The organism is Zooshikella ganghwensis DSM 15267 (assembly GCF_000428585.1).
In the GTDB taxonomy this organism is placed as follows: domain Bacteria; phylum Pseudomonadota; class Gammaproteobacteria; order Pseudomonadales; family Zooshikellaceae; genus Zooshikella; species Zooshikella ganghwensis.
The window spans coordinates 1-25,327 of sequence record NZ_AUAF01000065.1 but is presented as its reverse complement, the minus strand read 5'-3'; the positions used below and the strand labels follow the sequence as shown (position 1 = coordinate 25,327).

The 25,327-nt window shown below is 45.2% G+C and carries 25 protein-coding genes and 2 pseudogenes; 15 read left to right on the top strand and 12 right to left on the bottom strand.

The features are described from left to right. The 14 genes and pseudogenes from F607_RS36060 to F607_RS0114555 form a co-directional block, all read left to right on the top strand. A pseudogene (locus F607_RS36060) lies at positions 1–175 on the top strand (IS982 family transposase); the annotation flags it as partial. A gap of 146 nt (positions 176–321) precedes the next feature. Further along, positions 322–858, top strand: coding sequence for a YceD family protein (locus tag F607_RS0114615; RefSeq protein WP_027708682.1), 537 nt, complete (start codon positions 322–324; stop codon positions 856–858). Positions 859–882: 24 nt separating this feature from the next. Continuing rightward, entirely contained in the window at positions 883–1,065 is a 183-nt protein-coding gene (gene rpmF, locus F607_RS0114610; RefSeq protein WP_027708681.1) for a 50S ribosomal protein L32, read from the top strand. Positions 1,066–1,068: 3 nt separating this feature from the next. Beyond that, a complete protein-coding gene (gene plsX / locus F607_RS0114605) occupies positions 1,069–2,079 on the top strand; it encodes a phosphate acyltransferase PlsX (RefSeq protein ID WP_027708680.1) in 1,011 nt (336 codons plus the stop codon). Positions 2,080–2,316: 237 nt separating this feature from the next. Then, complete coding sequence (gene fabD / locus F607_RS0114600; RefSeq protein WP_027708679.1) at positions 2,317–3,261, top strand: ACP S-malonyltransferase; 945 nt, start codon at positions 2,317–2,319, stop codon at positions 3,259–3,261. A gap of 26 nt (positions 3,262–3,287) precedes the next feature. Continuing rightward, on the top strand, positions 3,288–4,025 hold the full coding sequence (fabG, locus tag F607_RS0114595) for a 3-oxoacyl-ACP reductase FabG (protein WP_027708678.1): 738 nt from the start codon (positions 3,288–3,290) through the stop codon (positions 4,023–4,025). 166 nt (positions 4,026–4,191) lie between these two features. Then, the gene (gene acpP / locus F607_RS0114590; RefSeq protein ID WP_027708677.1) at positions 4,192–4,425 is read left to right on the top strand and encodes an acyl carrier protein; all 234 of its coding nucleotides are present in this window, start codon (positions 4,192–4,194) and stop codon (positions 4,423–4,425) included. 201 nt (positions 4,426–4,626) lie between these two features. Next, positions 4,627–5,868 (top strand): beta-ketoacyl-ACP synthase II, encoded by a 1,242-nt coding sequence (gene fabF / locus F607_RS0114585; protein ID WP_027708676.1) that lies wholly within the window; start codon positions 4,627–4,629, stop codon positions 5,866–5,868. Between the two features lie 33 nt (positions 5,869–5,901). Beyond that, positions 5,902–6,750 carry an aminodeoxychorismate lyase gene (pabC, locus tag F607_RS0114580; protein ID WP_051311506.1) on the top strand — a complete coding sequence of 283 codons (849 nt, stop codon included), beginning with the start codon at positions 5,902–5,904 and terminating at the stop codon, positions 6,748–6,750. Continuing rightward, the gene (gene mltG / locus F607_RS0114575; RefSeq protein WP_027708674.1) at positions 6,747–7,793 is read left to right on the top strand and encodes an endolytic transglycosylase MltG; all 1,047 of its coding nucleotides are present in this window, start codon (positions 6,747–6,749) and stop codon (positions 7,791–7,793) included. Before pabC ends, mltG begins: the two co-directional genes overlap by 4 nt. A gap of 86 nt (positions 7,794–7,879) precedes the next feature. Then, entirely contained in the window at positions 7,880–8,521 is a 642-nt protein-coding gene (gene tmk, locus F607_RS0114570; protein ID WP_027708673.1) for a dTMP kinase, read from the top strand. Further along, positions 8,502–9,512 (top strand): DNA polymerase III subunit delta', encoded by a 1,011-nt coding sequence (locus F607_RS0114565; RefSeq protein ID WP_038291453.1) that lies wholly within the window; start codon positions 8,502–8,504, stop codon positions 9,510–9,512. Before tmk ends, F607_RS0114565 begins: the two co-directional genes overlap by 20 nt. A 16-nt stretch (positions 9,513–9,528) precedes the next feature. Beyond that, complete coding sequence (locus F607_RS0114560; RefSeq protein ID WP_027708671.1) at positions 9,529–9,885, top strand: PilZ domain-containing protein; 357 nt, start codon at positions 9,529–9,531, stop codon at positions 9,883–9,885. A 100-nt stretch (positions 9,886–9,985) separates the two neighbouring features. Then, positions 9,986–10,765, top strand: coding sequence for a TatD family hydrolase (locus tag F607_RS0114555; RefSeq protein WP_027708670.1), 780 nt, complete (start codon positions 9,986–9,988; stop codon positions 10,763–10,765). Between the two features lie 42 nt (positions 10,766–10,807). On the opposite strand, the gene F607_RS0114550 is transcribed toward F607_RS0114555, so the two are convergent. The 9 genes from F607_RS0114550 to xthA form a co-directional block, all read right to left on the bottom strand. After that, positions 10,808–12,766, bottom strand: coding sequence for an acetoacetate--CoA ligase (locus tag F607_RS0114550; protein WP_038291452.1), 1,959 nt, complete (start codon positions 12,764–12,766; stop codon positions 10,808–10,810). Between the two features lie 53 nt (positions 12,767–12,819). Further along, the gene (locus tag F607_RS0114545; protein ID WP_027708668.1) at positions 12,820–13,731 is read right to left on the bottom strand and encodes a hydroxymethylglutaryl-CoA lyase; all 912 of its coding nucleotides are present in this window, start codon (positions 13,729–13,731) and stop codon (positions 12,820–12,822) included. After that, complete coding sequence (locus F607_RS0114540; RefSeq protein ID WP_027708667.1) at positions 13,728–15,758, bottom strand: acetyl/propionyl/methylcrotonyl-CoA carboxylase subunit alpha; 2,031 nt, start codon at positions 15,756–15,758, stop codon at positions 13,728–13,730. Before F607_RS0114540 ends, F607_RS0114545 begins: the two co-directional genes overlap by 4 nt. Next, the gene (locus F607_RS29870; protein ID WP_084611257.1) at positions 15,755–16,627 is read right to left on the bottom strand and encodes an enoyl-CoA hydratase/isomerase family protein; all 873 of its coding nucleotides are present in this window, start codon (positions 16,625–16,627) and stop codon (positions 15,755–15,757) included. Before F607_RS29870 ends, F607_RS0114540 begins: the two co-directional genes overlap by 4 nt. Positions 16,628–16,636: 9 nt before the next feature. Then, a complete protein-coding gene (locus F607_RS0114530) occupies positions 16,637–18,244 on the bottom strand; it encodes a carboxyl transferase domain-containing protein (protein ID WP_027708666.1) in 1,608 nt (535 codons plus the stop codon). Positions 18,245–18,359: 115 nt separating this feature from the next. Next, positions 18,360–19,529, bottom strand: coding sequence for an isovaleryl-CoA dehydrogenase (locus tag F607_RS0114525; protein WP_027708665.1), 1,170 nt, complete (start codon positions 19,527–19,529; stop codon positions 18,360–18,362). Positions 19,530–19,560: 31 nt separating this feature from the next. Beyond that, positions 19,561–19,986 carry a MerR family transcriptional regulator gene (locus tag F607_RS0114520; protein WP_038291450.1) on the bottom strand — a complete coding sequence of 142 codons (426 nt, stop codon included), beginning with the start codon at positions 19,984–19,986 and terminating at the stop codon, positions 19,561–19,563. A gap of 211 nt (positions 19,987–20,197) precedes the next feature. Then, positions 20,198–21,121: a LysR family transcriptional regulator gene (locus F607_RS0114515; RefSeq protein ID WP_027708663.1), complete on the bottom strand. Its 924-nt coding sequence runs from the start codon at positions 21,119–21,121 to the stop codon at positions 20,198–20,200. A 222-nt stretch (positions 21,122–21,343) separates the two neighbouring features. After that, entirely contained in the window at positions 21,344–22,183 is an 840-nt protein-coding gene (gene xthA / locus F607_RS0114510) for an exodeoxyribonuclease III (protein ID WP_027708662.1), read from the bottom strand. 504 nt (positions 22,184–22,687) lie between these two features. Between xthA and F607_RS0114505 the strand changes: the two genes are divergently transcribed. Further along, positions 22,688–23,335, top strand: coding sequence for a GNAT family N-acetyltransferase (locus F607_RS0114505; RefSeq protein ID WP_051311505.1), 648 nt, complete (start codon positions 22,688–22,690; stop codon positions 23,333–23,335). Between the two features lie 48 nt (positions 23,336–23,383). Here the strand turns inward: F607_RS0114505 and F607_RS29865 are convergent, their stop codons facing one another. From F607_RS29865 to F607_RS36055, 3 genes and pseudogenes are all read right to left on the bottom strand, one after another. Beyond that, a complete protein-coding gene (locus tag F607_RS29865) occupies positions 23,384–24,034 on the bottom strand; it encodes a TetR/AcrR family transcriptional regulator (RefSeq protein WP_051311504.1) in 651 nt (216 codons plus the stop codon). Positions 24,035–24,463: 429 nt separating this feature from the next. Then, the gene (locus tag F607_RS29860; RefSeq protein WP_051311503.1) at positions 24,464–24,835 is read right to left on the bottom strand and encodes an STAS domain-containing protein; all 372 of its coding nucleotides are present in this window, start codon (positions 24,833–24,835) and stop codon (positions 24,464–24,466) included. Positions 24,836–25,152: 317 nt separating this feature from the next. Then, positions 25,153–25,327 (bottom strand): annotated as a pseudogene (locus F607_RS36055) (IS982 family transposase); the annotation flags it as partial.

Below are 25,327 nucleotides of genomic sequence, written 5' to 3'. Positions count from 1 at the left end.
GGAGACAACGATTGGTCAGCTAGTAGAAAGGTTTAATATTCAGCGAACCAAAGGCAGAACACTATGGAGCTTGACTAATCGAATTACCCGCAAGCTATTATCACACAGTTTGTGTGTATTATTTAATAGGAACCAAGGCAATGCTCCTCTTCAGTTAGCTAAATTAATAGGCTAAAAAGTCGAGCATCGCGTTAATAACAGTAATTTTAAAGCCATTTTAAGGGAGTGTTGTTTCATTCAGTATATAGCTTAAAGTACATAAGGCTTATTCCATTAAAATCTTTTGACAGATACCATCCATATCCCTATCATTGCGCGCTTATGTTAACTGGGCAATTACCAATAAGTATTAATCCTCGCAAACTGGCACATGCTGAAACCCGCATTGCAGGCAGCATTTTAGTGACTGACCTGCCCAGGTTTGCTGAGGCAATAATAGATCCTGAAGGAGAAGTGGCGCTCGATCTGCAGTTTTTGCAAGATGAAGAGGGCTTCTATGTCGTTCAGGGCTCATTGTCTGTAGAGGTAAAGTTGACGTGTCAACGTTGCTTGCAAGTTATGCACTTACCTTTATCTGTGACTTGTAGTTTAGCTATTGTTTGGCATGAGGAAGCTGCAAAGGCAGTTCCAGCGCACTATGACCCTGTTATTGTTGCAGAAACTAATGTGGCGTTAACAGATTTGGTAGAAGACGAGCTCATATTGGCACTACCAATTGTTGCAAGACATGAGCAAACAGATTGTCACTTTGAAGGCAACGTTGAGGCATCTGATCAAGATGGTGATAACACTGAATCAAGTACATCATCTAAAGAAAACCCTTTTCAGGTGTTGGCATCGTTAAAAACTGATACCTAATTAAATTTAATCAGGAGCTAAAGCATGGCTGTTCAACAGAACCGTAAAACTCGTTCTAAGCGTGGTATGCGTCGTGCGCATGATGGACTCTCTACTGCTGCGTTAAGTCTTGACGCTAATACAGGTGAGACTCATCGTCGTCATCACGTTTCTCCAGATGGTTTCTATCGTGGTCGTAAAGTTGTATCTAGCAACGACGACGAGTAATTCTTGACCACGATTGCCTTCGATGTGATGGGTGGGGATTATGGTCCCCACGTTTCATTGACAGCAGCCCTCCAATGCCTCTCAACTCATCCTCACCTTAAACTCCTGTTAGTGGGTGATGCTGCAGTTATTGGTGAGCTGCTTGGTGATCGTTTTGCTCAGGTGCAACAGAGGCTACAAGTGATTCATGCACCTGAAGTAATTTCTATGGCTGATAAGCCTGTGCAAGCCATGCGCATGAAAAAAAAAGCTTCTATGCGTGTTGCTTTAGAGTTAGTCGCAGAAGGGCAGGCTCAAGCCTGCGTCAGTGCGGGTAATACTGGCGCTCTAATGGCGTTAGGTAAAGTTATAGTACGTACTTTGCCTGGTATTGATCGACCAGCAATTATTACTCGTTTACCCATAGAGCAATGCGTGACGTATTTGCTCGATATTGGTGCCAATGTTGGATGTAGTGCTGATCAGCTTTATCAGTTTGCCGTGATGGGCAGCTGTTTAGTCCGCTTGCTACACGACATACCGGATCCAAGGGTAAGTTTACTCAATGTCGGCGTTGAAGAAACTAAAGGTAATGAGCCTGTTCGTTTAGCTGCTCAGTTACTACAGGGTAATGACGACATTAATTATAGTGGTTTTGTTGAAGGCGATGATATTTACAAAAATAAAGTAAATGTTGTCGTTTGTGATGGCTTTGTTGGCAATGTTGCATTAAAAGTAAGTGAAGGCTTGGCCGCATACATAAAAAATACGGTTATTAATGCCTTTCAAAAGGTCTGGTGGGGGAGGTTGCTAGCTTTGCTTGCCCAGCCAGTACTAAAGACTATACAGCAGCAACTGGACCCCAGGTACTACAATGGTGCAAGCTTGTTGGGCTTGCAGGGGGTTGTGGTTAAAAGCCATGGGGCTGCAGATGCCCTGGCATTACAGCAAGCTATTGGTCTAGCGGTTTATGAAGTTGAAAAGAGTATTCCTGACTTGTTGTCTAAAGAGCTGGAAAAAATATTAGTATCATAAATTTTGTTATTCAGTTTTTTTGATCACAATGTGGATAGTATTAGGTTTTTAGTGCAGAAAGATTGAATTAAAAGGGCTATCAGTTTACATTTTTTGGGTAATTATTCGGTATATTATTCAAGGCTAAATGCTGCAATATAACTTTGTAATTTTCCAGCAACATATTTTTACTATGAGTCTCATTTGCCATCGCCTATAATTGGCGCGCACTTATAAACTGAGAAGAATTTCATTGTTATGAGTAAAATTGCGTTTGTTTTTCCGGGGCAAGGTTCACAACAAGTTGGTATGCTGCAACTGTTGGCTGATCAATACCCTGAGATCAATGAAACCCTGACAGAAGCTTCTGATGCGCTTAGTTTAGATTTGCGCGAGCTCATTTTTACAGGGCCAGCTGATGTATTAAATCAAACTGAAAACACACAACCTGCTTTATTAGCATCAAGTGTTGCAATTTGGCGTGTATGGCAGTCGTTAGGTGGCACTAAACCAGTGTTTATGGCTGGTCATAGCTTGGGTGAGTATTCAGCCCTTGTCTGCGCTAAAAGTATCAGTTTAGTAGATGCGGTTCGTCTAGTTAGACGTCGTGGTCAGTTAATGCAAGCTGCTGTTCCTGAGGGACAGGGTGCGATGGCTGCCGTTCTGGGCTTAGATGATAATATTGTGCAGCAGGCTTGTGATCAGGCAGCAGAAGCAGGGTTAGTTTCCCCTGTCAATTACAATTCACCTGGTCAGGTTGTTATTGCAGGACAAGCTGCAGCTGTGGATAAAGCCATCAGTGAAGCTGAGGCCCTGGGTGCAAAGAAGGTGGTAAAACTTTCTGTGAGTGTTCCTTCGCACTGTGAACTGATGAAGCCTGCAGCAGAACAGCTGGCAGATGTGCTATCAAGTATTGATATTGCTGTGCCTGAAATTTCAGTAGTGCAAAATGTTTCAGGACAAATTGCAGAAACACCAGAAGTTATTAGAACTCAGTTGATTGAGCAGTTATATAGCCCAGTTCAGTGGGTGGCTACAGTCAATACAATGCTTGCAGCTGAGGTTGACACGATTATCGAATGTGGACCTGGCAAAGTATTATCAGGTTTAAATAAGCGAATTCAGCGCAAATTGCAGGTGTCGTCTTTAGAAACACCTGAGTTGATGAGTAAAATGATCTCATCAACAAGCGTCGCGGTATAAGTGTTTAGAAAAAAGGTGAAAAACACATGCAAGGTAAAGTCGCCCTAGTTACTGGAGCAACGCGCGGTATAGGTAAAGCCATTGCGGAGCAGTTAGGGCTTGCAGGTGCAACTGTTATTGGTACTGGAACATCAAGTGATAGTGCTGATCGGATTTCTGCAGCATTGGCTGAAAAAAATATTGCGGGTCGTGGCTACGCAATGGACGTGACCGATGCAGAACAAGTTGATGCTGTTATTAAGCAAATAACAGAAGAATTTGGCGCACCGCTGATTGTTGTCAATAATGCGGGAATTACCCGTGATAATTTAATGCTTCGCTTAAAGCTTGAAGATTGGCAGCAAGTATTGGATACCAACTTAACGTCTGCGTTTCGAATTTCTAAAGCGTGCTTAAAGGCAATGACCAAAGCACGTTGGGGACGGATTATTAATGTGAGTTCTGTAGTCGGCTCAATGGGTAATGCTGGGCAAAGCAACTATGCTGCATCTAAAGCAGGCATTGAAGGTTTTACTCGTGCATTAGCCCGTGAAATTGGAGCAAGAGGAATTACTGTTAATGCTGTCGCCCCGGGTTTCATTGATACCGACATGACGCGAGAATTACCAGAAGCTCATCGAGCAAAACTGCTTGAGCAAATTCCTTTAAATCGCTTAGGTAATCCTGCTGAGATTGCCTCTGTGGTTGCTTTTCTGGCTGGGGATGCTGCAGCTTATGTAACGGGTGAGACCGTGCATGTCAACGGTGGTATGTACATGGGTTAACCCAGTGTTGGCTTTATTTGTGAAAGCATAATAAAGCCAATGCATTTAAATTTTTGCGGTTATTTAAAGTTGCTGGTTGATTGTTAAACTTGCAATTTTTACAGTCGGTTTTATAAACTTACACAGCAGCAAGGCTGCATCTGTTTACATAGGAGCAAAACTAGGTATGAGTACCATTGAAGAGCGCGTCAAAAAAATTGTTTGTGAACAGCTTAGTGTTAAAGAAGAAGAAGTAACTAACAATGCTTCATTCGTTGAAGATCTTGGCGCAGACTCACTGGACACTGTTGAGTTGGTAATGGCCCTTGAGGAAGAATTTGAAACTGAAATTCCTGATGAGGAAGCAGAAAAAATTACTACTGTGCAAGAAGCAATTGATTACATTATCGCTAATCAATAATCCCTTCTAGTTTTTCGATTAAATAAAAGCCGCTTCTGCACTTTGTAGAGCGGCTTTTATATTATTTAGTAATGCCTACACGTATAAATAATGAGCGGTTTTATTCTACTGAAGAATACGACATTTGCCATATACATACGATACTGGAAGTATACAGCTGTTCTAAAGGCATTGTTATATTGTGTAGAGAGGAGAGCTTAGGTGTCTCGTAGAAGAGTGGTGGTCACCGGTCTTGGTTTAATCAGTCCACTCGGCAATGATGTCGAAAGTTGCTGGCAAAATATTTTAGCAGGTAAAAGCGGCATTTCCCCAGTTGAACATCTTGATGTTCCATCCCTAAATACCCGCTTTGCTGGCATGGTTAACGATTTTGATATTGAGACCTACATGTCAGCTAAAGAGGCGCGCAAAGTTGACGTATTTATTCAGTATGGTATTGCTGCGGCTTCTCAGGCGATTTATGACGCTAAGTTATCTGTTTCAACTGAAAATGCACACCGTATTGGTGTGGCAATTGGCTCAGGAATTGGTGGTTTATCTACTATTGAGCGAAATGCGCAAGTGATTGTTGAGGCGGGTGCGCGCCGTATATCTCCTTTCTTTGTTCCTGGGTCCGTTATTAATATGGTAAGCGGCCAAGTTTCGATGCGTTTTGGCTTAAAGGGGCCAAATTATGCGTTGGCGACAGCATGTACCACAGGCACTCACTGTTTGGGAATGGCGGCTCGAAATATCATGTATGGGGAAGCTGATGTTATGGTGGCTGGCGGTGCAGAAAAAGCATCCTGTGCATTAGGTATGGCGGCGTTTGGTGCTGCACGTGCACTTTCTACCCGTAATGATAGCCCGCAGCAAGCGAGTCGCCCTTGGGATAAAGATCGTGATGGTTTTGTGCTGAGTGATGGCGCAGGTGTTTTGGTTTTGGAAGAACTTGAACATGCAAAGCGTAGGGGGGCAAAAATCTATGCGGAGCTAACAGGCTTTGGCATGAGCGGTGATGCATTTCATGTGACAGCGCCTCCAGAAGATGGAGAAGGTGCAGCCTTTTCTATGAAAAATGCTTTGCTGGACGCAAAACTCAACCCTGAGGATATTGATTATATTAATGCGCATGGTACTTCAACCCCTGTAGGGGATATAGCGGAAACCCGTGCGGTTAAGAGCGTTTTTGCAGATCAAGCCTATAAACTTGCTATAAGCTCAACTAAATCAATGACTGGACATTTGCTGGGAGCTGCAGGGGCTGTTGAAGCTCTATTTACAGTATTATCTCTGCATCAGCAAGTAGCTCCACCAACAATTAACCTGGATAACCCTGATGACGAGTGTGATTTAGATTATGTTCCTCATCATGCAAAGCCCTTACAAATTCGTCATGCAATATCAAACTCTTTTGGGTTTGGTGGCACCAATGGTACGTTGGTTTTTTCTCGATCTGATTAGAATAAGTATGTGGCGTCAGTGTAAGGGGGGATTATGGCAACGCGGCTGGGGTGTTGGTTAAATGGCGAACCTTGTCAGTATATTGCTGTTGGTGACCGTGGCTTAAGCTATGGCGATGGCATTTTTGAAACGATCAAAGTGGTTAATCAACAGCCTTCGCTCTGGCATTTGCATAAAGCGCGTTTGGTCCAAGGCTTGGCGCGCTTGAAAATCACTTGTGACCTGGTTGATATTGAACGTTGTGTTTTTGAGGCCTGCCAACAACAGTCTACAGCGCTTGGTGTGGTCAAGCTCACGGTTACCCGAGGAGGTGGTGGGCGTGGCTATAACCCCGTAGGGAGTGGACCAGCATCAATACTTGTTGAACTATACCCTTATCCAGATTACCCCCAAGCTAATTGGTCTACAGGTATACGGCTTTTTCCCTGTACAACATATCTTGCTCACCAGCCACTGCTGGCGGGACTAAAGCACCTAAATCGCTTGGAGCAAGTACTGGCGAGACAGGAATGGCAGTCTGCTGAGTATGGCGAAGGCCTTGTAATGGATTCGACAGGTCATGTGATTGAAGCAACCATGAGTAATATTTTTCTGGTTAGCGATAATCGACTGATAACTCCTGACCTCAGCCTTTGCGGGGTTGAGGGCACCTGTCGAGCGTTTATTATTGAACAGGCTAAAAAGCGGGGGGGAACAGTTGAGGTGTTAAACGTCACATTAGCGATGTTATTCACTGCAACTGAGGTGTTTGTGTGTAATAGTGTGCTGGGGATCTGGCCAGTTAGAGCTTTTCAAGCACCCAGTTGGTCAGAAGAAAAGCACTGGCCTGTTGGGCAAATGACTCAATACTGGCAACAGACCTTAATAGAAGTACTGGGATGAAAAAATTTTTTTTGTGGTCAACTTTATTAGTCACCTTGTTAATAATGTGTGTAGCCGTTGGTGGCTATTTGTATTTACAAGGTTATGGACAAAAAAAACTACTTAATAATCAGCAGACTCTTAACGTTAATATTCCTTCAGGTACTTCTGTAAGGCAATTAAGCCAACAACTTGTTAGCCAGGGACTTGTAAAGGAACCTTGGTCTTTTGAGGTATATGTACGTTATCGTGGTAAAGCATTGCAACTTAAAGCGGGTGAATATGCAGTGCCGGCGCAAAGCTCAATTGATGAGCTGATTGCCTTATTAGTGAGCGGTAAAACCCGTCAATACACGATTACCTTTGTCGAAGGATGGACTGTTCGTCAAGCTCTTGAAGTGCTGGCCCAAGCACCAAAAATTGAACACACCATTACCCCTGATCAATGGCAAAAATTACCTGAGTTATTGGGTTTTAAAAGTACATACAGTCATCCAGAGGGGCTATTTTTTCCTGATACTTATGCTTACTCTGCGGGCACTAAAGATGCTGCATTACTGAAACGTGCTTATGAAAAGATGGAGCGCACTTTGGCAGAGGAGTGGCCAAAACGTGCTCAAAACTTACCGTATCAAAATGTTTATGAAGCACTGATTATGGCGTCCATTATAGAAAAAGAAACGGGAGTGCCTGAAGAGCGCCCTGCTATTGCAGGAGTTTTTGTTCGACGATTACAGAAAAATATGCGTTTACAGACTGACCCCACCGTTATTTATGGTATAGGTGAGCAGTATACGGGGAATATAACACGCAAGCATTTGCAGCAAGACACCCCTTACAATACCTATCGTATAATGGGATTGCCTCCTACACCTATTGCTCTTCCTGGCCAATTAGCGATCCAGGCAGCACTGCACCCCGCACCCGGTAATAGCTTATATTTTGTGGCTAAAGGGGATGGTAGTCACCACTTCTCATCATCGTTAAGTGAGCATAATCGTGCTGTTCGTAAGTATCAGCTTCGTCGCCGCCAGGACTACCGCTCCAATCCTCAAGCTAACTAGCAATATCAACACTAAATGATTGCTTGATGGTATTTGTGGTACAAATACCATCAACGTTGAAAGTAATTCAAATTAGAAAAAGAGTTATGACTGAGCAGCACAAGCAGACAGGTTCGTTTATTACCCTTGAAGGTGGTGAGGGTGTCGGCAAATCAACTAACCTGGCTTTTATTATTGATGATCTAAAAAATCGTGGCCTTTCCGTGGTTAAAACCCGTGAGCCTGGAGGCACTCCAATAGCAGAGCAGGTAAGAGACTTACTGCTGCACCATGCAGATGAAGCATTGGACCCTACGGCTGAGTTACTTTTAGTGTTTGCTGCGAGGGCACAACACTTGGCTCAGGTGATTAAACCGTCTCTATATGCAGGTAAGGTTGTCGTAAGTGACCGCTTTACAGATGCTAGTTTTGCGTATCAAGGTGCGGGAAGAGGCCTGTCAATCACTGTACTCGAAACCCTCGAAAAACTTGTCCAGCAGGCGCTTCAACCTGATCTTACCCTGCTTTTGGATTTACCGGTCGCTGACGGTATGGCCAGGGTCGCTAAAAGAGGTCAGAGTGACCGTTTTGAGCAACAGCAGCACGATTTTTTTGAGCGAGTGAGGGCAGGGTATTTGGCTAGAGCAAGGGCTTTTCCTGATCGTTTCCGTATTATTGATGCTGCTCAGCCTTTAGTTGATGTCCAGCAACAAATTAGACAGGTGCTTGATGAGTTTTTCAGTAAATAGCCAGCTACCTTTTCCCTGGCAGGAAAAACTGTGGCAGCACTGGAGCAAACAGCATCAGCAAGGACGAATGGCTCATGCATATTTGCTGGAAGGCCACAAGGGGCTTGGCAAGTTTCACTTTGCTCAATGCGTAGCCTCGGTACTACTTTGTACGAGTTTGACGGGTGGTTCAGCTTGTAGGGCGTGTAAAAGCTGCCAATTGCTGCAAGCAAAATCTCATCCGGATCTCTTAGTGGTGACACCAGAACAAGAAGGCAAACCTATTCGGGTTGATCAAGTTAGGCAGCTGCTCGGGTTTGCCAGTAAGACAGCACAGCAGGGGGGATATCGGGTTATTATTATTTATCCTGCAGATGCGATGAATATCAATGCCTCGAATGCCTTACTAAAGTGCTTAGAAGAGCCTGGTGATAATACGGTAATATTACTGATTACTGATACCAGTAGTGGATTACTCCCAACGATAAAAAGCCGCTGTCAGCGGTTGCAATTTACTCTTCCTGATCCACAAAGTGGTATTAATTGGCTGATGGCGCAAGAGTCTTCTCTTACTCAAGAATCGGCTACGTTTTTGCTAAACCTTGCTAGCCAAGCACCTTTACTGGCGTGTGATTATTACCAAAAAGATGCTTTGGCTATTCGTCAACAGGTTTTAGAGGGGGTAAAAGCTATTACCAAGCGGCAAGTTTCCCCAGTGATCTTAGCGAAACAATGGCAATCTATTGAATTATCACTTGTTTTAACTTGGCTGTTGGACTGGTTAAGCGATATGATAAAAATCTCGCAACTCGGGTGTGATAGATGTTGCAAAAATAAAGACGTAACGCCAATGTTGACCTATATTGCTAATAAGGCAGGTATTCAAGCACTCTATCAATATTATGACTGGCTGCTGATCCAGCGCCAGCACCTGTTAAACCAAGGCAATTTAAATCTTCCGTTATTGATAGAAGGGGTTCTCATACGTTGGCGCGGTCTGACTCAACGCTGAAAAGCAAGGCAGTAACATGAATAAACCTCCTCGACTTGGCCCTCGTAACGGTATTTTGTCACTTACCATCAAGGATAAGGCTGTGCTCTATGCAGCTTACATGCCTTTCGTTGCCCATGGTGGACTGTTTATCCCTACCAATAAGCAATATAAGCTGGGTGATGAAGTTTTTATGCTGCTCAACTTGATGGATGAGCCGGAAAAAATCCCGGTAGCAGGCAAAGTAATCTGGATTACACCACGACGTGCTCAAGGTAATCGTGCTGCAGGTATTGGTGTGCAGTTTAATGGTCAGGATGATATGGCGCGCAGTAAAATTGAAACTTATTTGGCTGGTGCGCTGCAATCTGATCGGCCTACGCATACCCTTTAGTACATTCCTACACCTCGTAAGCCGGTCTATTTCCTTTTTTTCTTCAGATCATGCTGACTGAGTGATTATTTCACTCAGTCTTGGGAGCGATGTTTTTATAATGTTAGTGGATTCTCATTGTCACCTAGACCGTTTAAAACTGGATGCTTATGACAATAACCTGTCTATGGCACTGCAAGCGGCAGAACAGGAAGGTGTCAGTCATTTTTTAGCGATAGCTGTGAGTATGGAAAACAGCCCACAGGTGGTTTCTATTGCAGAGCAGTATCCCAATGTATTTGCTACTGTAGGGGTACATCCTTTGGAGCAAGATGGCCAAGAGCCTGATGCAGATAAGCTGGTTGCTTTGTCTGATCACCCCAAGGTGGTGGCTATTGGCGAGATGGGGTTGGACTATTACTATGCTAAAGAGACTGTTCGGCAACAACAGCAGCGTTTTGTAACCCAGCTACAGGTTGCGCAACAGGTAAATAAGCCTGTAGTCATTCATACTCGGGAAGCGAAAGCGGATACCTTGGCCTTATTGCGTAGCCACTCGGTTGAATCCTTTGGTGGAGTTTTACATTGCTTTACTGAAGACTGGGATATGGCCCGCCAAGCTTTAGATTTGGGTATGTACATTTCGATCTCAGGGATTGTTACTTTCCGCCAGGCGGATAATGTGCGTGAGGTTGCGCAAAAAATTCCTTTGGATCGTTTATTGGTCGAAACCGATGCGCCTTATTTAGCACCAGTACCATTTCGTGGTAAGACCAATGAGCCAAAGTATGTTAAGGAGGTTGCTTCCTTTTTAGCTGAGTTAAGAAGTGAATCCTTAACGACACTGGCAACACAAACCAGTGCCAATTTCTTTCGTTTATTTAGCAGTGCAAAAGCCTAACTGGAGCGAATACTCAGGGCAGCTGGCTTAGTCAGAGTCAGCTTAATCGCAAAGCAGCTCTTCTCGTTGCTTGAAATATTCTAGTGCTTCAGGGTTGGCAAGTGCATCAGTGTTTTTCACTGGTCGATCATGGATTGTTTCCCGAACCGCTACTTCGACAATCTTGCCACTTCGGGTTCGGGGAATATCATTTACCTGCAAGACTTTTGCGGGAACATGACGGGGTGTTGTATTCTGGCGAATGGTTTGTTTAATGGTATTCACCAGGTCATCGCTTAGCGATAGTGCCGGTTTTAGTTTTACAAACAGTACAATACGGCTGTCTCCTTGCCAATCCTGGCAGACGGCGATGCATTCTAAAACCTCTGGAATGGCCTCAACTTGGCGGTAAATTTCCGCTGTGCCAATGCGTACACCACCTGGATTCAATACTGCGTCAGCTCGGCCGTGAATAACAACCCCTCCATGTTCAGTGATTTCACCAAAATCACCATGACTCCACTGTCCAGGGTGTTGGCTAAAATAAGCCGCATGGTATTTTTGTCGATCAGGATCATCCCAAAAGCCTATCGGCATGGAGGGGAAGTTCTGGCGACAGACTAATTCACCTTTTTCACTCACTTTAGCTTGGTCACCATTTCGCATAAAGACAACATCCATGCCAAGCCCAATACACTGTAATTCGCCACGATAGACCGGCAGGATAGGACAGCCTAAAGCAAAGCAAGAAATGATATCTGTCCCCCCTGAGATTGAGGACAGACAGATATCCTGCTTAATATCACGATACACATAATCAAAGCTGTCATCTGCCAGCGGCGAGCCTGTGGACAGTAGGGTGCGAAGAGCTGAGAGCGTGTGACGCTGGGCCGGTATAACCTCTTGCTTTTGCAGTGCAGACAAGTATTTGGCACTGGTACCAAACACACTGACGTCTTCTGTTTCCACAATATCAAAAAGAATAGCCGGGGTTGGATAAAAGGGAGAACCATCATAAATCACTAGCGTTAAGCCTAAGGCGAGAGCGCTAACTTGCCAGTTCCACATCATCCAGCCACAGGTAGTGAAATAGAAAAAGACATCATCATCTTTTAGGTCGGTATGCAGGCCTAGTTCCTTCAAATGCTGAAGTAGTGTGCCACCTACGCTATGGATAATGCACTTAGGCTTACCTGTAGTACCAGATGAGTAAAGAATGTAAAGCGGTGCATTGAAGGGGACAGGTGTAAAGGTGAGATCGGGGGTGGAAGGTGAGCTGTTTAGCCAATCTTGCCAAAGTGAGATGTTAGGTAAACTGGGTGGTTTTGTATCAGGACTGGCAAAGCTGATAATGATAGTTTGCTCAATGGTGTTTAAGTTTTGAATGAGCCGAAAAACTTTATCCTGAATATCAATGTGTTTGCCATTATAAAAATAGCCATCAACCGTAAATAAGGCCTTAGGTTTAATCTGATCGAATCGGTCAAGCGCACCTTGCCAACCAAAATCAGGTGAGCAGCTGGTCCACACTGCCCCTAAGCTGGCTGCTGCGAGCATTGCAATAATCGCTTCGGGGCAGTTTGGCAGGTAGCCTGCTACTCTATCACCTGTGGTGACCCCCAGTTGTTTTAGCTGAGCCGCGACTTGAGCCACTTGCTGGTAGAGTTCCAGATAACTGATTACTCTGCGCTGTCCCTGTTCACCGCGGAAAATAATGGCAGGTTTGTGGTCACGTCGTGTAAGTAAATGTTCTGCATAGTTTAAAGTAGCGTCCTTAAACCACTCAGCACCTGGCATGTTTTGGTCATTTTCTAGAATCGATTTAGGTTGGTGATGCCAGCGCAAACCATAAAATTCACTGAGCAATGACCAAAATTCCGGGCGGTGGTTTACTGACCACTCATGGAGGTGAGGGTAATCTACTAATGTTGTTGTATAGTGCTGATTAACCCTAGTCATAAAGGCAGTCATATTACTGGCTGCTACGCGGGCTTGGCTCGGTTTCCACAGCAGTTTACTCATAGTCATCCCAATGTCGTACATTTAAATTTTTATTGTTACGCAAGCGGTCCATATCATGGTTTTTTCCGCTGAGGATGAAGTGCACGTGCGACTTTGCTTTGATTGGGGCGATTAAGTAGCTGGCAAATCCAGTGACTGACCACTGTAAGCTGTGAAAGGTCAATTTTGGATTGAATCCCTAATCCATTTAGCAGATACACCACATCCTCAGTAGCGACATTGCCGCTGGCTCCCTGGGCGTAGGGACACCCACCCAGCCCGGCGATAGCAGTGTCTACCGTTGCAATTCCTTCCTCTAGCATGGCATAGATATTTGCCAATGCTTGCCCATAGGTATCATGAAAATGAACGGCAAGCTGAGAAAGAGGAACATAGTGTGCCACTGCCGCTAACATCCGCTTACAGGCTAATGGATTGCCCACCCCAATCGTATCACCCAGTGAGATTTCATCACAGCCCATTTCGTTTAACTGTTGGGCAACCCAGGCTACTTGTTGTGGCGTAATATCACCCGTGTAAGGGCATCCCACTGTACAGGAGATATAGCCTCTAACCCTCAGTTTTTGGCCTTTTGCTTTCTCAATCAGTGGACTAAAACGCTCCAGGCTTTCGGTAATGGAGCAGTTAATATTGCGTGCGCTAAATTCTTCACTGGCAGCAGCAAATACAGCGATTTCACTGGGTTGACAGCGCAAGGCTCGTTCAAACCCTTTAAGGTTTGGGGTTAGTACGCTGTAGATAACCCCGGATGTGCGTTGAAGCTGATGCATGACTTGCTCTGAATCAGCCATTTGCGGCACCCATTTGGGTGAAACAAAACTACCTGTTTCAATGTGTCGGATGCCCGTTGAGACTAGCTGTTCTATGAGCTGGCACTTAAGCGCGACTGATAATGAAGCCGGCTCATTTTGTAAGCCATCTCTGGGACCCACTTCCACAATGTGAACATGACTGGGCAAGCTCATGCGGTTACCTCACATGCGGAAGACTCAGTATCTGCACACTCAAAATCCAATAGTTCAAAGCCAGCTGTCACCAGTGCACCTGGTTGGCAATTAAAGCGGGTGACTTTTCCGGCCGCGGGTGCTCTGATGGTGTGCTCCATTTTCATCGCTTCTAAGATCAGCAGGGGGGTGTTTTTGGCTACCGCATCGCCTGGTTTGACCAAGAGTGCAACAACACTGCCAGGCATGGGGGCGGTGAGTTCTGAGCCAGTTTCGTCTTCGGCTGCCTGGTGATGACGTTGTTGTTTAAAGTGAAACCATTCACCCGCACACTGCACAGCAATAGATGCTTCCCCTAATTTACCAAGCTGGTAATGAGTAATCAGAGTGTGTCGATGCTGGTCAGCTGTCTGTACTGTAATGACGTTATCCTTTCGCCAAAAGTGACATGTTTGAGACTCGTCGGCTAAGGCTATTTCCAACGTTTGGGCATCAATTTCACGCATGGCTATTGTGAAAGCCTGTTGTTCATGATGAAGGGTTAACGTCAGCAAGTTTGGCTGGTTTAACCGCCAGGCATGGTTGCTACGCCAAGGTGAATAAGGATCTGTTGTCTGATGGTGAGCTGGGGAGCGGGGAGCATCGAGCCAGGTTAAAGCCGCACCAATAAGCGCGATATTCCGGTGTTGTTCAGACGGTTGCTGGATGCTTGAAACCACCCGCTCAACATATTGGGTATCAGTTTGGCCATGACGTACTTCTGGTTGTTGTAATAAACGGTATAGAAATCCTTGATTCGTGGTAACACCCTGTAACTGCAACTTGCTGAGCGCTTGTTGAAGGCGCTGGATAGCGGCAGGACGTGTAGCGCCCCAGCTAATAATTTTGGCTATCAGGGGATCATAGTGAATGGTGATGTCATCGCCCTGTTGAACACCAGTATCAATGCGCAGATGACTTAACTCTGGCCAGCTCAAGTGATTAATCGTGCCTGTTGCTGGTAAGAAACCTTGTTGAGGGCTTTCTGCATAAAGACGTAGCTCTATGGCGTGACCATGTATTGCTAACTGTTGTTGGCGACAGGGGAGGTGTTCACCTTGCGCGATACGTAACTGCCATTCCACCAAGTCTTGGTTGGTAATCAGTTCTGTTACAGGATGCTCTACTTGAAGGCGAGTATTCATTTCCATGAAGTAAAACTGTTCATCTTCACTGAGCAAGAACTCTACGGTTCCTGCGCCCACATAGCCAATCGCTTTGGCGGCGCGCAGTGCGGCTTCTCCCATTCGTTCACGTAGTTTTGCTGATAAGCCAGGTGCTGGTGCTTCTTCAACAATTTTTTGGTGACGGCGCTGCAAGGAACAGTCGCGCTCGAACAGTGAAACCCCGTGTCCCTGCTGATCCATAAAGATCTGGATTTCAATATGTCGTGGCTGGGCAAGGTATTTTTCCAGAAGTAAGGTATCGTCACCAAAGCTCTTTTTGGCTTCACGCTGGGCTGCTGCCATTTCTGTAGCAAGCTCACTCACTTGATGAACAATACGCATACCTTTTCCGCCACCACCGGCAGCGGCTTTAAGCAGTACTGGGTAACCAATTTCTTGAGCACTCTGTTGAAAGGTTGCAAGTGACTGGTCTTGACCATGGTAGCCAGGCAGCAAAGGCACATCAGCTTGTTGTAAATGTTGTTTGGCAGCCTGTTTACTGCCCATCATGCGGATGGCTTCAGCTGGTGGTCCGACAAAGGTTATGCCTGCTTGCTGGCAGGTTGCTGCAAAGTCTGCATTTTCGGATAAAAAACCATAACCAGGATGTATCGCATCGGCGCCAGCTTGTTTGGCAATAGTCAGTATTTTTTGACTGTTAAGGTAACTTTCAGCCGCGGGTGCAGGTCCGAGTACATAAGCTTCATCGGCCAGTTGCACATGCAGTGCATGTTGGTCTACCGACGAGTAAACCGCAACACAACGTATTCCCATAGCCTGAGCTGTACGAATAACTCGGCAGGCTATTTCCCCACGATTGGCAATTAGGAGTGTATGCATCATTCAGACTCCGCTGTGTTGTTATTATGGCTTTTACTTTTAGGTTGGCCTTTTGTTGCTTGTGTGTGAGTAGGGTGCTGCCACTCAGGAGGGCGCTTAGCCAGGAATGCTTGCATGCCTTCCTGGCCTTCTGCAGACGTGCGAAGGTCTGCGATGAGCTGTTGGGTATAGCGCACCAGCTCCGGAGAAATGGGGTGAAAGGCGACATTAGCAATGAGCTGTTTAGCGGCTTGTAACGCATGAGGACCATTATTCAATAGGCGCTGAATAAAACGTTCAGTCGTAGTGACCAGTTCATCGGCTTCACAGACTAAATGAATAAGTCCTAGTTGTTCTGCAATATCAGCATTGAAACTTTCTGCTGTCAGGAAGTAGCGTCGTGCAGCTCGGGGACCAATGGCCTGAATGACATAAGGGCTAATGACGGCAGGCACTAACCCTAGCTTCACTTCGCTAAGGCAAAAGGAGGCGTTGGTCGTGGCTAAGGCAATATCGCAACAGGCCACCAAACCGACAGCACCGCCATAGGCTGCACCATGAACCTGACCGATAACCGGGTGTGGGAAGTCATTAATGGTTTGTAGCAAGGTTGCCAGCTGGCCAGCATCGGCCATATTCTCTTGATGGGTGGCTGATGCCATACGTTGCATCCAGGTAAGGTCGGCACCGGCACTAAAATGTTTACCCTTGCCATTGATCACCAACAATCTGACCTGAGGTTGAGCTGCTAGCACCTGGAGCTGCGCAATCAGTTCAGCAATCATTTCGTCATCAAACGCATTGTGTACTTGTGGCCGGTTTAAGGTGAGGGTAGCGACGCCATCCGCACGGCAAGCGGTTTGTAAATAAGCAGATGAGTAGAGTGCTTCCATGACAACTCCTTACATACGAAATACGCCAAACTGGTTGTGAGGGATAGGGGCATTAAGACAGGCTGATAAGCTTAGCCCGATTACGGTGCGGGTTTGTGCAGGATCAATGATGCCATCATCCCAGAGCCGCGCGCTGGCATAATAGGCACTGGCTTGGTGCTCGTACTCAGCGACCAGCCCTGTTCGGTAGCTATCACGCTCCGCTTGAGGCCAGCTTTGCTGACGCTTATTCAGGGCAGCTTCTTTGATTTGTACTAAGACATCGGCAGCTTGCTCGCCCCCCATGACCGAAATACGGGCGTTGGGCCATAACCACAGAAACCTGGGATCATAGGCGCGGCCACACATACCGTAGTTGCCTGCCCCATAGCTACCACCGATAATCACTGTAAGCTTAGGGACATTTGCACAGGCTACTGCATTGACCAGTTTGGCTCCATGTTTAGCTATGCCTTCACTTTCATACTGTCGGCCAACCATAAAGCCCGTGATGTTTTGTAAAAACAGCAATGGAATACCGCGTTGGCAGCACAGTTGAATAAAGTGAGCACCTTTCTGAGCAGACTCTGAAAACAGCACACCATTATTCGCTAAAATGCCAATGGGGTAGCCCCAGAGCCGAGCAAAGCCACAGACTAATGTAGTGCCAAACAGACGCTTGAATTCATCAAAAACCGAGCTATCGACTAAGCGAGTGATGATTTCACGGACATCAAAGGGTTTACGAGTGTCATCAGGAATAATGCCGTATAACTCTTCGGCAGGGTACAAAGGTGGCTCAACTGGCATCACGTCCAGTGCCGTTTTTGCAGGTCTGTTCAGTTGTGCAATACATTGCCGTGCCAGCTGGAGTGCATGCTCATCATCTTCAGCATAGTAATCTGTTACACCAGACCCCTTACAGTGTGTATCTGCACCACCAAGTTCTTCAGCACTGACAGTTTCCCCAGTGGCAGCTTTCACCAGAGGAGGGCCGGCTAAAAAAATAGTGCCCTGTTGTTTTACGATAATGCTTTCATCAGCCATCGCAGGTACATAGGCACCACCTGCGGTGCAGGACCCCATCACTACCGCGATTTGCGGGATACCCTGGGCTGACATTCGTGCCTGGTTAAAGAAAATTCGACCAAAATGCTCTCGATCAGGGAAGACTTCCGCTTGGCGTGGCAGGTTGGCACCACCTGAGTCAACGAGGTAAATACAAGGCAGGTGGTTGTGTGCGGCAATCTCCTGTGCACGTAAATGTTTCTTTACTGTTAGAGGGTAATAACTGCCTCCTTTAACGGTGGCATCGTTGGCAATAATCATACATTCAATACCCGCCACCTGGCCGATACCTGCAATTACCCCTGCTGCAGGAACGGCCTCATCGTAAACTTCCCAGGCCGCAAATTGACCCACCTCTAAAAAGGGGCTGCGACTATCCAGTAAGTGGTTGATACGTTCGCGGGCAGGGAGTTTGCCTCGAGATTGATGCCGTGCCATAGCCTGCGGGCCGCCCCCTTCAGTGATAGTGGCCAGGCGGGTTTTCAGGGTCAGGGTAAGCTGCTGATGGTAATCACTATAACGTCGAAAGGTATCACTTTGAGTATCAAGTTGACTGGTGATAACAGGCATAACCTTTGATGTCCTTACTGTAGAATCCTGTATTACCTGACCTGGTTGCACATCAACGCATTAGTCAGGTAAATACTGCTTTTTATTATTCTTGTAGGTGTTCACCTAGCATGGCTTACTCTGAGTGCTGAAATAACTCACGGCCAATCAGCATACGCCGAATTTCAGACGTGCCTGCGCCAATCTCATACAGTTTGGCATCTCTAAGCAGCCGTCCAGTAGGGTAATCATTGATATAACCATTGCCTCCCAGGATTTGAATGGCCTCAAGTGCCATCTGGGTTGCTTTTTCCGCACAATACAGGATAACGCCTGCTGCATCGGTTCGGGTTGTTTCTCCTCGATCACAGGCTTGAGCAACGGTATACAGGTAGGCTCGGCAGGCATTCAGTGTGGTATACATATCTGCCACTTTGCCCTGAATCAGCTGAAATTCGCCAATGGGCTGACCAAACTGGTGGCGTTGGTGTATGTAGGGGATAACCACATCCAGACAAGCCTGCATGATGCCTACTGGGCCTGCGGCTAAAACGACACGCTCGTAATCCAGGCCACTCATTAACACTTTAACCCCTTCATTTTCGTTGCCAAGAATATTGGCGGCAGGCACCTTGCAGTCCTGAAAAACCAACTCACAGGTATTTGAACCACGCATACCTAACTTATCCAGCTTTTGCGCTTGGCTAAAGCCAGCAAACTCGCGCTCTATGATGAAAGCGGTAATGCCTCGAGGACCTTTTTCTTTATCGGTTTTTGCATAGACCACATAGGTTTGGGCATCTGGGCCATTGGTAATCCACATTTTGGTGCCATTGAGCCGGTAGTAGTCACCTTCTCGGGTAGCACTTAACTTCATACTCACAACATCAGAACCGGCATTAGGCTCGCTCATGGCCAGAGCGCCTACATGCTCACCACTGATCAGCTTGGGGAGATACCGCTGTCGTTGCTCGGGTGAGCCATTACGACGAATTTGGTTAACGCAAAGGTTAGAGTGTGCGCCATAACTTAAGCCTACGGACGCTGATCCACGACTGATTTCTTCCATGGCAATGGCATGGGCTAAATAGCCCATGCCGCTTCCTCCCAAGTTTTCTTCAACGGTAATGCCCAATAAGCCAAGATCGCCTAACTTGCGCCATAACGCTTTAGGAAAGGCATTGTCACGGTCAATACTGTCTGCCAAGGGGGTGATTTCTTTTTGGGTAAACTGATGCACTTGAGTACGAAGCAAGTCCATGGTTTCGCCAAGGGCAAAATTAAGGGTGGGGTAACAGGTATGCATAGTAAGGTCCTTGTTATGAGTTGTTGTTTTTTTAATTATTTTGATGTTTGGGCGGTGGCGAGGCTGTGTCTTGCTGCTTGGCTAAAGCGGCTAGGCAGCGGGTTTTAGCGGTAGTCAGTTCTTCCTGCATAGCTTTGATGTCCTCAAGCTGATGAATGAGCAGTGCCTGACGCCGATCTATTGCTGCTAGAAAATGCTGGAGTTGTTTACGATTATCGGTTGCAGGATCGTACATATTAATCAGCTCTAAACACTCATCGAGGGAAAATCCTAAACGTTTGCCTCGTAGGATGAGCTTTAAAGTGACTCGGTCCTTATTGTTGTATATGCGTCGACTTCCTTCACGCTTAGGGTTAAGTAGTCCTTTGTCCTCGTAAAATCGAATAGCACGAGGGGTAACTTTGTAGACTTTAGCTAACTCAGAAATACTATAAGTTACTGATTCTGAATGATTCATTGTTTTTATTCTGATGGCTTATGAGCTGCTTATATACCCAGCAATGCAGGAACTGTTTATGCGAATATTGGGGTGCTGGGAAAATTATGTCAGCAAGAATGACGTATAACCTTTACGTAAACGTAAACCTTAAGGAAGGAAGCTGGCAAGTTTAGAAAGCTTTATGACATTAGTGCAAAGTGTCAACTATTTGTGACAGTGATTGGTCGTCCTACAGCATAGTGCTATTTGCGCTAAGTGCCTGGCAAATATTGATAATACAGTCACGCATCCAGTGACTTGCAGCATCAAGCTCAGTGCTTTCATGCCAGTAAAGGTGAACTTCCATGGTGGGGATATCGTTAAAGGGTAAGTTGACACAATGCAGGTCAGGATAAGCCCGAGCGAATCGTTCAGGTACCGTCATGGCTAAATTACTTCGCCTGACGACGAGTGGTGCCATTAAATAGTGCTGGGCACTTAAGGCAATGTGACGGTTAATGCCCTGGCGGCCAAGTGCTATGTCGATCTCATCTGTGCGACTATCAAAGCGACTGGATATTTGTACATGCTTTAAAGAAAGATACTCTTCATTAGTGATAGAGGCTTTAGCCAGGGGGTGATCACTCCGCATGACACAGACATAATTATCTTCAAATAAAGACACATGTTTAACCTGAGGATCAGTGTTAAGTGGGGCATCAATCACAAAGTCGAGGCGCCCTGAGGCAAGTTCTTTGGCAGCTTCGCGACGTTGAACAGGCATACTGGTGATATTGATACGTGGTGCTATCTCATCGAGCTTGCCAAATAAGCGGGGAAGGATGACTGCTTCAACCAAGTCACCCATGCTGACACGGTATTGGCGTTCTGAGTCGGATGCTACAAACTGATCAGTCTGTTGAACACTCCTTCGAATGAGTTGTAATGCCTGACGTACAGACCCGATGACATTTTGGGCAACAGGGGTGGGAACCATGCCATGGGCTGTTCTCACAAAAAGCTGGTCGTTAAATATTTCTCGTAATCTGGACAAGGCATTACTGACAGCAGGTTGGGTGATGCCAATAATATGCCCTGCACGAGTTAGGTTGGCTTCGGTGTATATCGCATCAAAGACGACAAATAAATTGAGATCGATTTTACTAAGGTTCATGACCGGCCTCTTGCATAACAACTGCATTACTTCTGTGCAAGCCCGATGCTGTAAGACAAACAATGTCATCTAACCGCAACACTCCTTATACCAAAAGTAGATGGTTGCGGTATTTTTGCCAACTTTCGTATAAAACTCCTTGTTTATAAAGGCGCTATTTGTGGGTTATTAAGTGAACCTACTACAACTGTCATCATTAGACAAAATGAAGGCAATTGTTGTTTAAATATCAAAGTCAGCTATCACAGGGCAGTGATCAGAGGGTTTTGCCATGGCGCGTGTGTCATAGTCAATATGGCAGTGAGTCAGCTTGGCAAGTAAAGGCGTGGTTGCCAGAATAAGATCAATGCGTAAGCCTCGTTTTGGTTCTCGCTCAAAACCTTTACTGCGGTAATCAAACCAGCTAAACCGATCGTCAGTCTGGGGGTGAAGCTGGCGGTAACAATCAGCAAGGCCCCAGTCCATTAAATGTTGTAACCATTCACGCTCCTCAGGAAGAAAGCAGCATTTGCCTGTGCGTAACCATCGTTTAGCGTTATCAGGGCCAATCCCAATATCCAGATCCAGTGGTGCAACGTTCATATCTCCGACAACTATGAGTAACTCTTGAGGTTGATGTTGTTGTTGGAGTGTTTGCTGTAAAGCTTGGTAAAAAGCACGTTTGTTGGGAAATTTACTGGGGTGATCACGGCTTTCACCCTGTGGGAAATAGCCATTAATCACGCGTAAAGAGAGCCCTGAGGGGGTGTTGAAACTGGCAGAAATCAGCCGTCGTTCGTCATTTGGTGCTTCTCCAGGAAGGCGAGCCAGTAGAGAATCCGTGAAACCACATTGAATTTGGTGTGCGGCGGCTTTGCTGATCAGGGCAACACCATAGTGGCCTTTTTGTCCATAGAAGGCGACCTGGTAGCCTTGATTCTCAATTTCGGCGGTAGGAAATAGTTCGTCTGCGACTTTTATTTCTTGTAGTGCCAATACATCTGGCTGGTAAGTAGAAAGCAGTGAGCTTATTTGGTGGAGTCGGGCACGGATGCCATTACAGTTAAATGAAATTATTCGCACTTTTAGACCATCCCAACATTGAGTGAGTAATACTATAGATCGACAACTGTTTTATTATACCTAATACGAATGGTTTTTAGGTGCGGCCATCGAGTGACGAAGTCCCATGAGCCTATATTAATAGGTAATTGCGGTGGCAGTTAAATGCTCCTCGACAATTGCTCCTGCATTGCTCTAATACATGACATCCATGTCATTATGCATAAACTGCATTTCCACCATCCTTGGTGGTCAAGAGTGAAGATAACAAAACCTGGAAATCATTCGTGAAGGGTATAAAAGGCAGGATTTGTAGGGAATAAGGCACATATCCTACACACTGATCATACAGTTGTAGCTGTTTGGCGAGATGATAATAAGTTAGTGTCTAACCCTCAACCTATACTAAATAGATGAATAACAACAAATAACCCCAGTGCTGGTACTTTAAGATTATGGAAGGCTTATAGCAGTGTAGTGCTGGAAACAATAATAATCAGGGAAGTAGGGTTTGGTGAGGTGAATATGTTAACAGCAAGTCAACATGCTGATCAATTGACCATTTTGGAAGTTGGGGCAGAAGTAGAACGCGAAGCCCGATCTTTATTATTTCACTCATACAGTCAGGAACCCGCTTATCAATATTTGCTCAATGCTGAAAAGACAGGTTATGAGCAGCGGGTGAGGGCGGTAATTCGGGAAACGATCAATTTACACTTTTCTGAGCAGCAACCAGTACTGGCACTATACAAAGAGAATAGGGTGATTGGTTTTGCATTTATCTTAACTCCGTTGGTGACGGCTGACCTATATAATCACTTCCGCTGGCGCTGGCGAATGATCTTAACCGCCGGCTTCTCAGCAACTGAGCGCTTTTTGGATTATCGTAAGCAAGTTGAGTCAATCCTGCCAAAGCAACCACTTCATCGCCTGGCTTTTATTGCTGTTCACCCCCAGCAACAGCATCAAGGTTATGGCCTTCAGTTTATGACGAGTATTCATGACTACTGTGCAAAGGATAAAACCTCTGCGGGTATAGTATTGGATACTGGTAATCCTAGGTATGTAACTTTTTTCGAAAAAATGGGTTATCAGCGTCTTGGTAATGTTCATGTTGGGGATATCACTGAGCATGTGTTTTTTCGACCAATTACTCAGCATGAAACAGCCTAGCAGTGAGTTGATATCAACTGCTGGCTGTTTATTGGTTAGGGAGTTGAATTAGTGTCGGGCGAGACCGGTAAGTAATCCGTCCAACTGCAGATTAAGCAGTTGATCAACCGGGGACCAGGGGATTTGTTTAATGGTCAACACATTGTTGACGATGCCTTGCACACTGCACATTAACATGTGCCCGACCAATTCATGGTTGTCTTCAGTAAACATATTTTGCTGACAGCATGTTTCTACTGCCCTAAATAGCCGCTGAAAGAACCGTGATTCCAAGACAATCTTGCTGGCGTCTTGGTCTTGGTCTGGTGTGGAATTCAAATCTTCAATTGAAAAAATCACCCGGAACCGGTCTGGATGTTCCAGCCAGTAGCTGACATACGCTTGAAGGGAGGCCTTAATGATCTCCTTGGGAGACAGGTTGGATGGGATATGTTCGTCAGCATAATCTGCAAGCTGTGCGAAAATATCTACCCAAATAAAGTGAAGAAGAGAGCGCTTATTTTCAAAGTAGTAATAAAGCGTTCTTGGTGTGCATCCCACTTTAGCTGCAATTTTTCTGACAGAGACTTGCTCGAATCCGTCATTTAAAAACAATTCCTTTGCTACATCAATAATCCGATTACGTATAGCAGCCTGCTCTTCAGGGGACTTTGGGGGCCGACCCTGTTTTCGCTTTGCGACATTATTTGCATTATCCACTGCTAAAAACACCTCTTATTGATAGCAGTTAAGCCAGAAAGCCGATCGTTATTATCGTTTTGGATTATAAATTGGGGAAGCGAGTAGGAATATAACAGAAAACCGTGTGAGTATGAGCTATTTATTAGTAACAATAAGAACAATAAATTTACGGAATCGTAAAGATTGGTTACTTTTTATAATATGTGATGTATTTATTTGGCAAAAACTTAGTACTAATGTAGGTGATTGTTTAAGTGCTGATTGTACAAATGCTGGTGGTGAAAGTGTGAGTAAAATCAAAGATTGATCTGGTAATGCCAGAAATGACTTAGTGAGAGAAAACAGTTCATATAATAAATAACTTAGAGTTTACTTTAAAATAAATAATTAAGTGCTTGAAATATTAGGCAAGTTTCAAGCACTTTTCAATAAAGTATCAGTCGCTAACTACTTTAGTATTTCTTCCAGGTCTGCTTGATGACTCTTGCCGGAACTGACAAGGTATTCTTCCATAGAAGGGAAATGTTTAATAATTCGGTTAAGGCGCAACATTGCCATGAGCCCCATAGGCTGTCCATCAGCCCCAATCAGGATGAGTTTTTTGCCTTTTTCCTTTGATTTTTTGTAGAAATGAACCAGAGTCCCAATACCCGTTGAGTCAAGAAAGAGCACCGCACTTAAATCAACTAGCATATCCCCTTCAGCGCGATCAATTAACTTATCAAAGATAGGGCGGATTTTAGCAGCTGTTTTTGCATCAAAGTCACGATTGAGCGCAATGACAATGCTGTCATGGCATTTATAAAGCTTAAATTCCATACCGATTAATCCCTTTCTCGCGGCACTTTACTTTGAGTTTAGTATAGCTGGTGTCATCATCCCTGTGTGGGGAGCAGCAAAAAAATACGGCAGATAATATGTGTTTATAGGTTACAGCTGCTAGGATGCGATCATAACGACAATAATAATGATGCACAACATTTCAATTTGATGACATTCCTAGTATGTTGCAGTAGCGTGTTAAAACACGTACAACACATATAACATGTTGAGTGTGATTACCAAACAGCTGAAAAAGCTGGAAAATAGTCATAAGCATTTAATAAAAAGGCTTAGTTAACGCGATGCTCGACTTTTTAGCCTATTAATTTAGCTAACTGAAGAGGAGCATTGCCTTGGTTCCTATTAAATAATACACACAAACTGTGTGATAATAGCTTGCGGGTAATTCGATTAGTCAAGCTCCATAGTGTTCTGCCTTTGGTTCGCTGAATATTAAACCTTTCTACTAGCTGACCAATCGTTGTCTCC

Coding starts and splice junctions, on each gene's coding strand:
- fabD (WP_027708679.1), top strand. CDS start 2,317: ATGAGTAAAATTGCGTTTGTTTTTCCGGGGCAAGGTTCACAACAAGTT.
- F607_RS0114540 (WP_027708667.1), bottom strand. CDS start 15,758: ATGATGCATACACTCCTAATTGCCAATCGTGGGGAAATAGCCTGCCGA.
- F607_RS0114515 (WP_027708663.1), bottom strand. CDS start 21,121: ATGAACCTTAGTAAAATCGATCTCAATTTATTTGTCGTCTTTGATGCG.
- F607_RS0114560 (WP_027708671.1), top strand. CDS start 9,529: ATGAATAAACCTCCTCGACTTGGCCCTCGTAACGGTATTTTGTCACTT.
- rpmF (WP_027708681.1), top strand. CDS start 883: ATGGCTGTTCAACAGAACCGTAAAACTCGTTCTAAGCGTGGTATGCGT.
- F607_RS29870 (WP_084611257.1), bottom strand. CDS start 16,627: ATGGAAGCACTCTACTCATCTGCTTATTTACAAACCGCTTGCCGTGCG.
- pabC (WP_051311506.1), top strand. CDS start 5,902: ATGGCAACGCGGCTGGGGTGTTGGTTAAATGGCGAACCTTGTCAGTAT.
- F607_RS0114550 (WP_038291452.1), bottom strand. CDS start 12,766: ATGAGTAAACTGCTGTGGAAACCGAGCCAAGCCCGCGTAGCAGCCAGT.
- F607_RS0114555 (WP_027708670.1), top strand. CDS start 9,986: ATGTTAGTGGATTCTCATTGTCACCTAGACCGTTTAAAACTGGATGCT.
- mltG (WP_027708674.1), top strand. CDS start 6,747: ATGAAAAAATTTTTTTTGTGGTCAACTTTATTAGTCACCTTGTTAATA.
- acpP (WP_027708677.1), top strand. CDS start 4,192: ATGAGTACCATTGAAGAGCGCGTCAAAAAAATTGTTTGTGAACAGCTT.
- F607_RS0114615 (WP_027708682.1), top strand. CDS start 322: ATGTTAACTGGGCAATTACCAATAAGTATTAATCCTCGCAAACTGGCA.
- F607_RS0114565 (WP_038291453.1), top strand. CDS start 8,502: ATGAGTTTTTCAGTAAATAGCCAGCTACCTTTTCCCTGGCAGGAAAAA.
- F607_RS29860 (WP_051311503.1), bottom strand. CDS start 24,835: ATGGAATTTAAGCTTTATAAATGCCATGACAGCATTGTCATTGCGCTC.
- tmk (WP_027708673.1), top strand. CDS start 7,880: ATGACTGAGCAGCACAAGCAGACAGGTTCGTTTATTACCCTTGAAGGT.
- F607_RS0114530 (WP_027708666.1), bottom strand. CDS start 18,244: ATGCCTGTTATCACCAGTCAACTTGATACTCAAAGTGATACCTTTCGA.
- F607_RS0114525 (WP_027708665.1), bottom strand. CDS start 19,529: ATGCATACCTGTTACCCCACCCTTAATTTTGCCCTTGGCGAAACCATG.
- F607_RS0114505 (WP_051311505.1), top strand. CDS start 22,688: ATGTTAACAGCAAGTCAACATGCTGATCAATTGACCATTTTGGAAGTT.
- fabG (WP_027708678.1), top strand. CDS start 3,288: ATGCAAGGTAAAGTCGCCCTAGTTACTGGAGCAACGCGCGGTATAGGT.
- F607_RS0114545 (WP_027708668.1), bottom strand. CDS start 13,731: ATGAGCTTGCCCAGTCATGTTCACATTGTGGAAGTGGGTCCCAGAGAT.
- F607_RS0114520 (WP_038291450.1), bottom strand. CDS start 19,986: ATGAATCATTCAGAATCAGTAACTTATAGTATTTCTGAGTTAGCTAAA.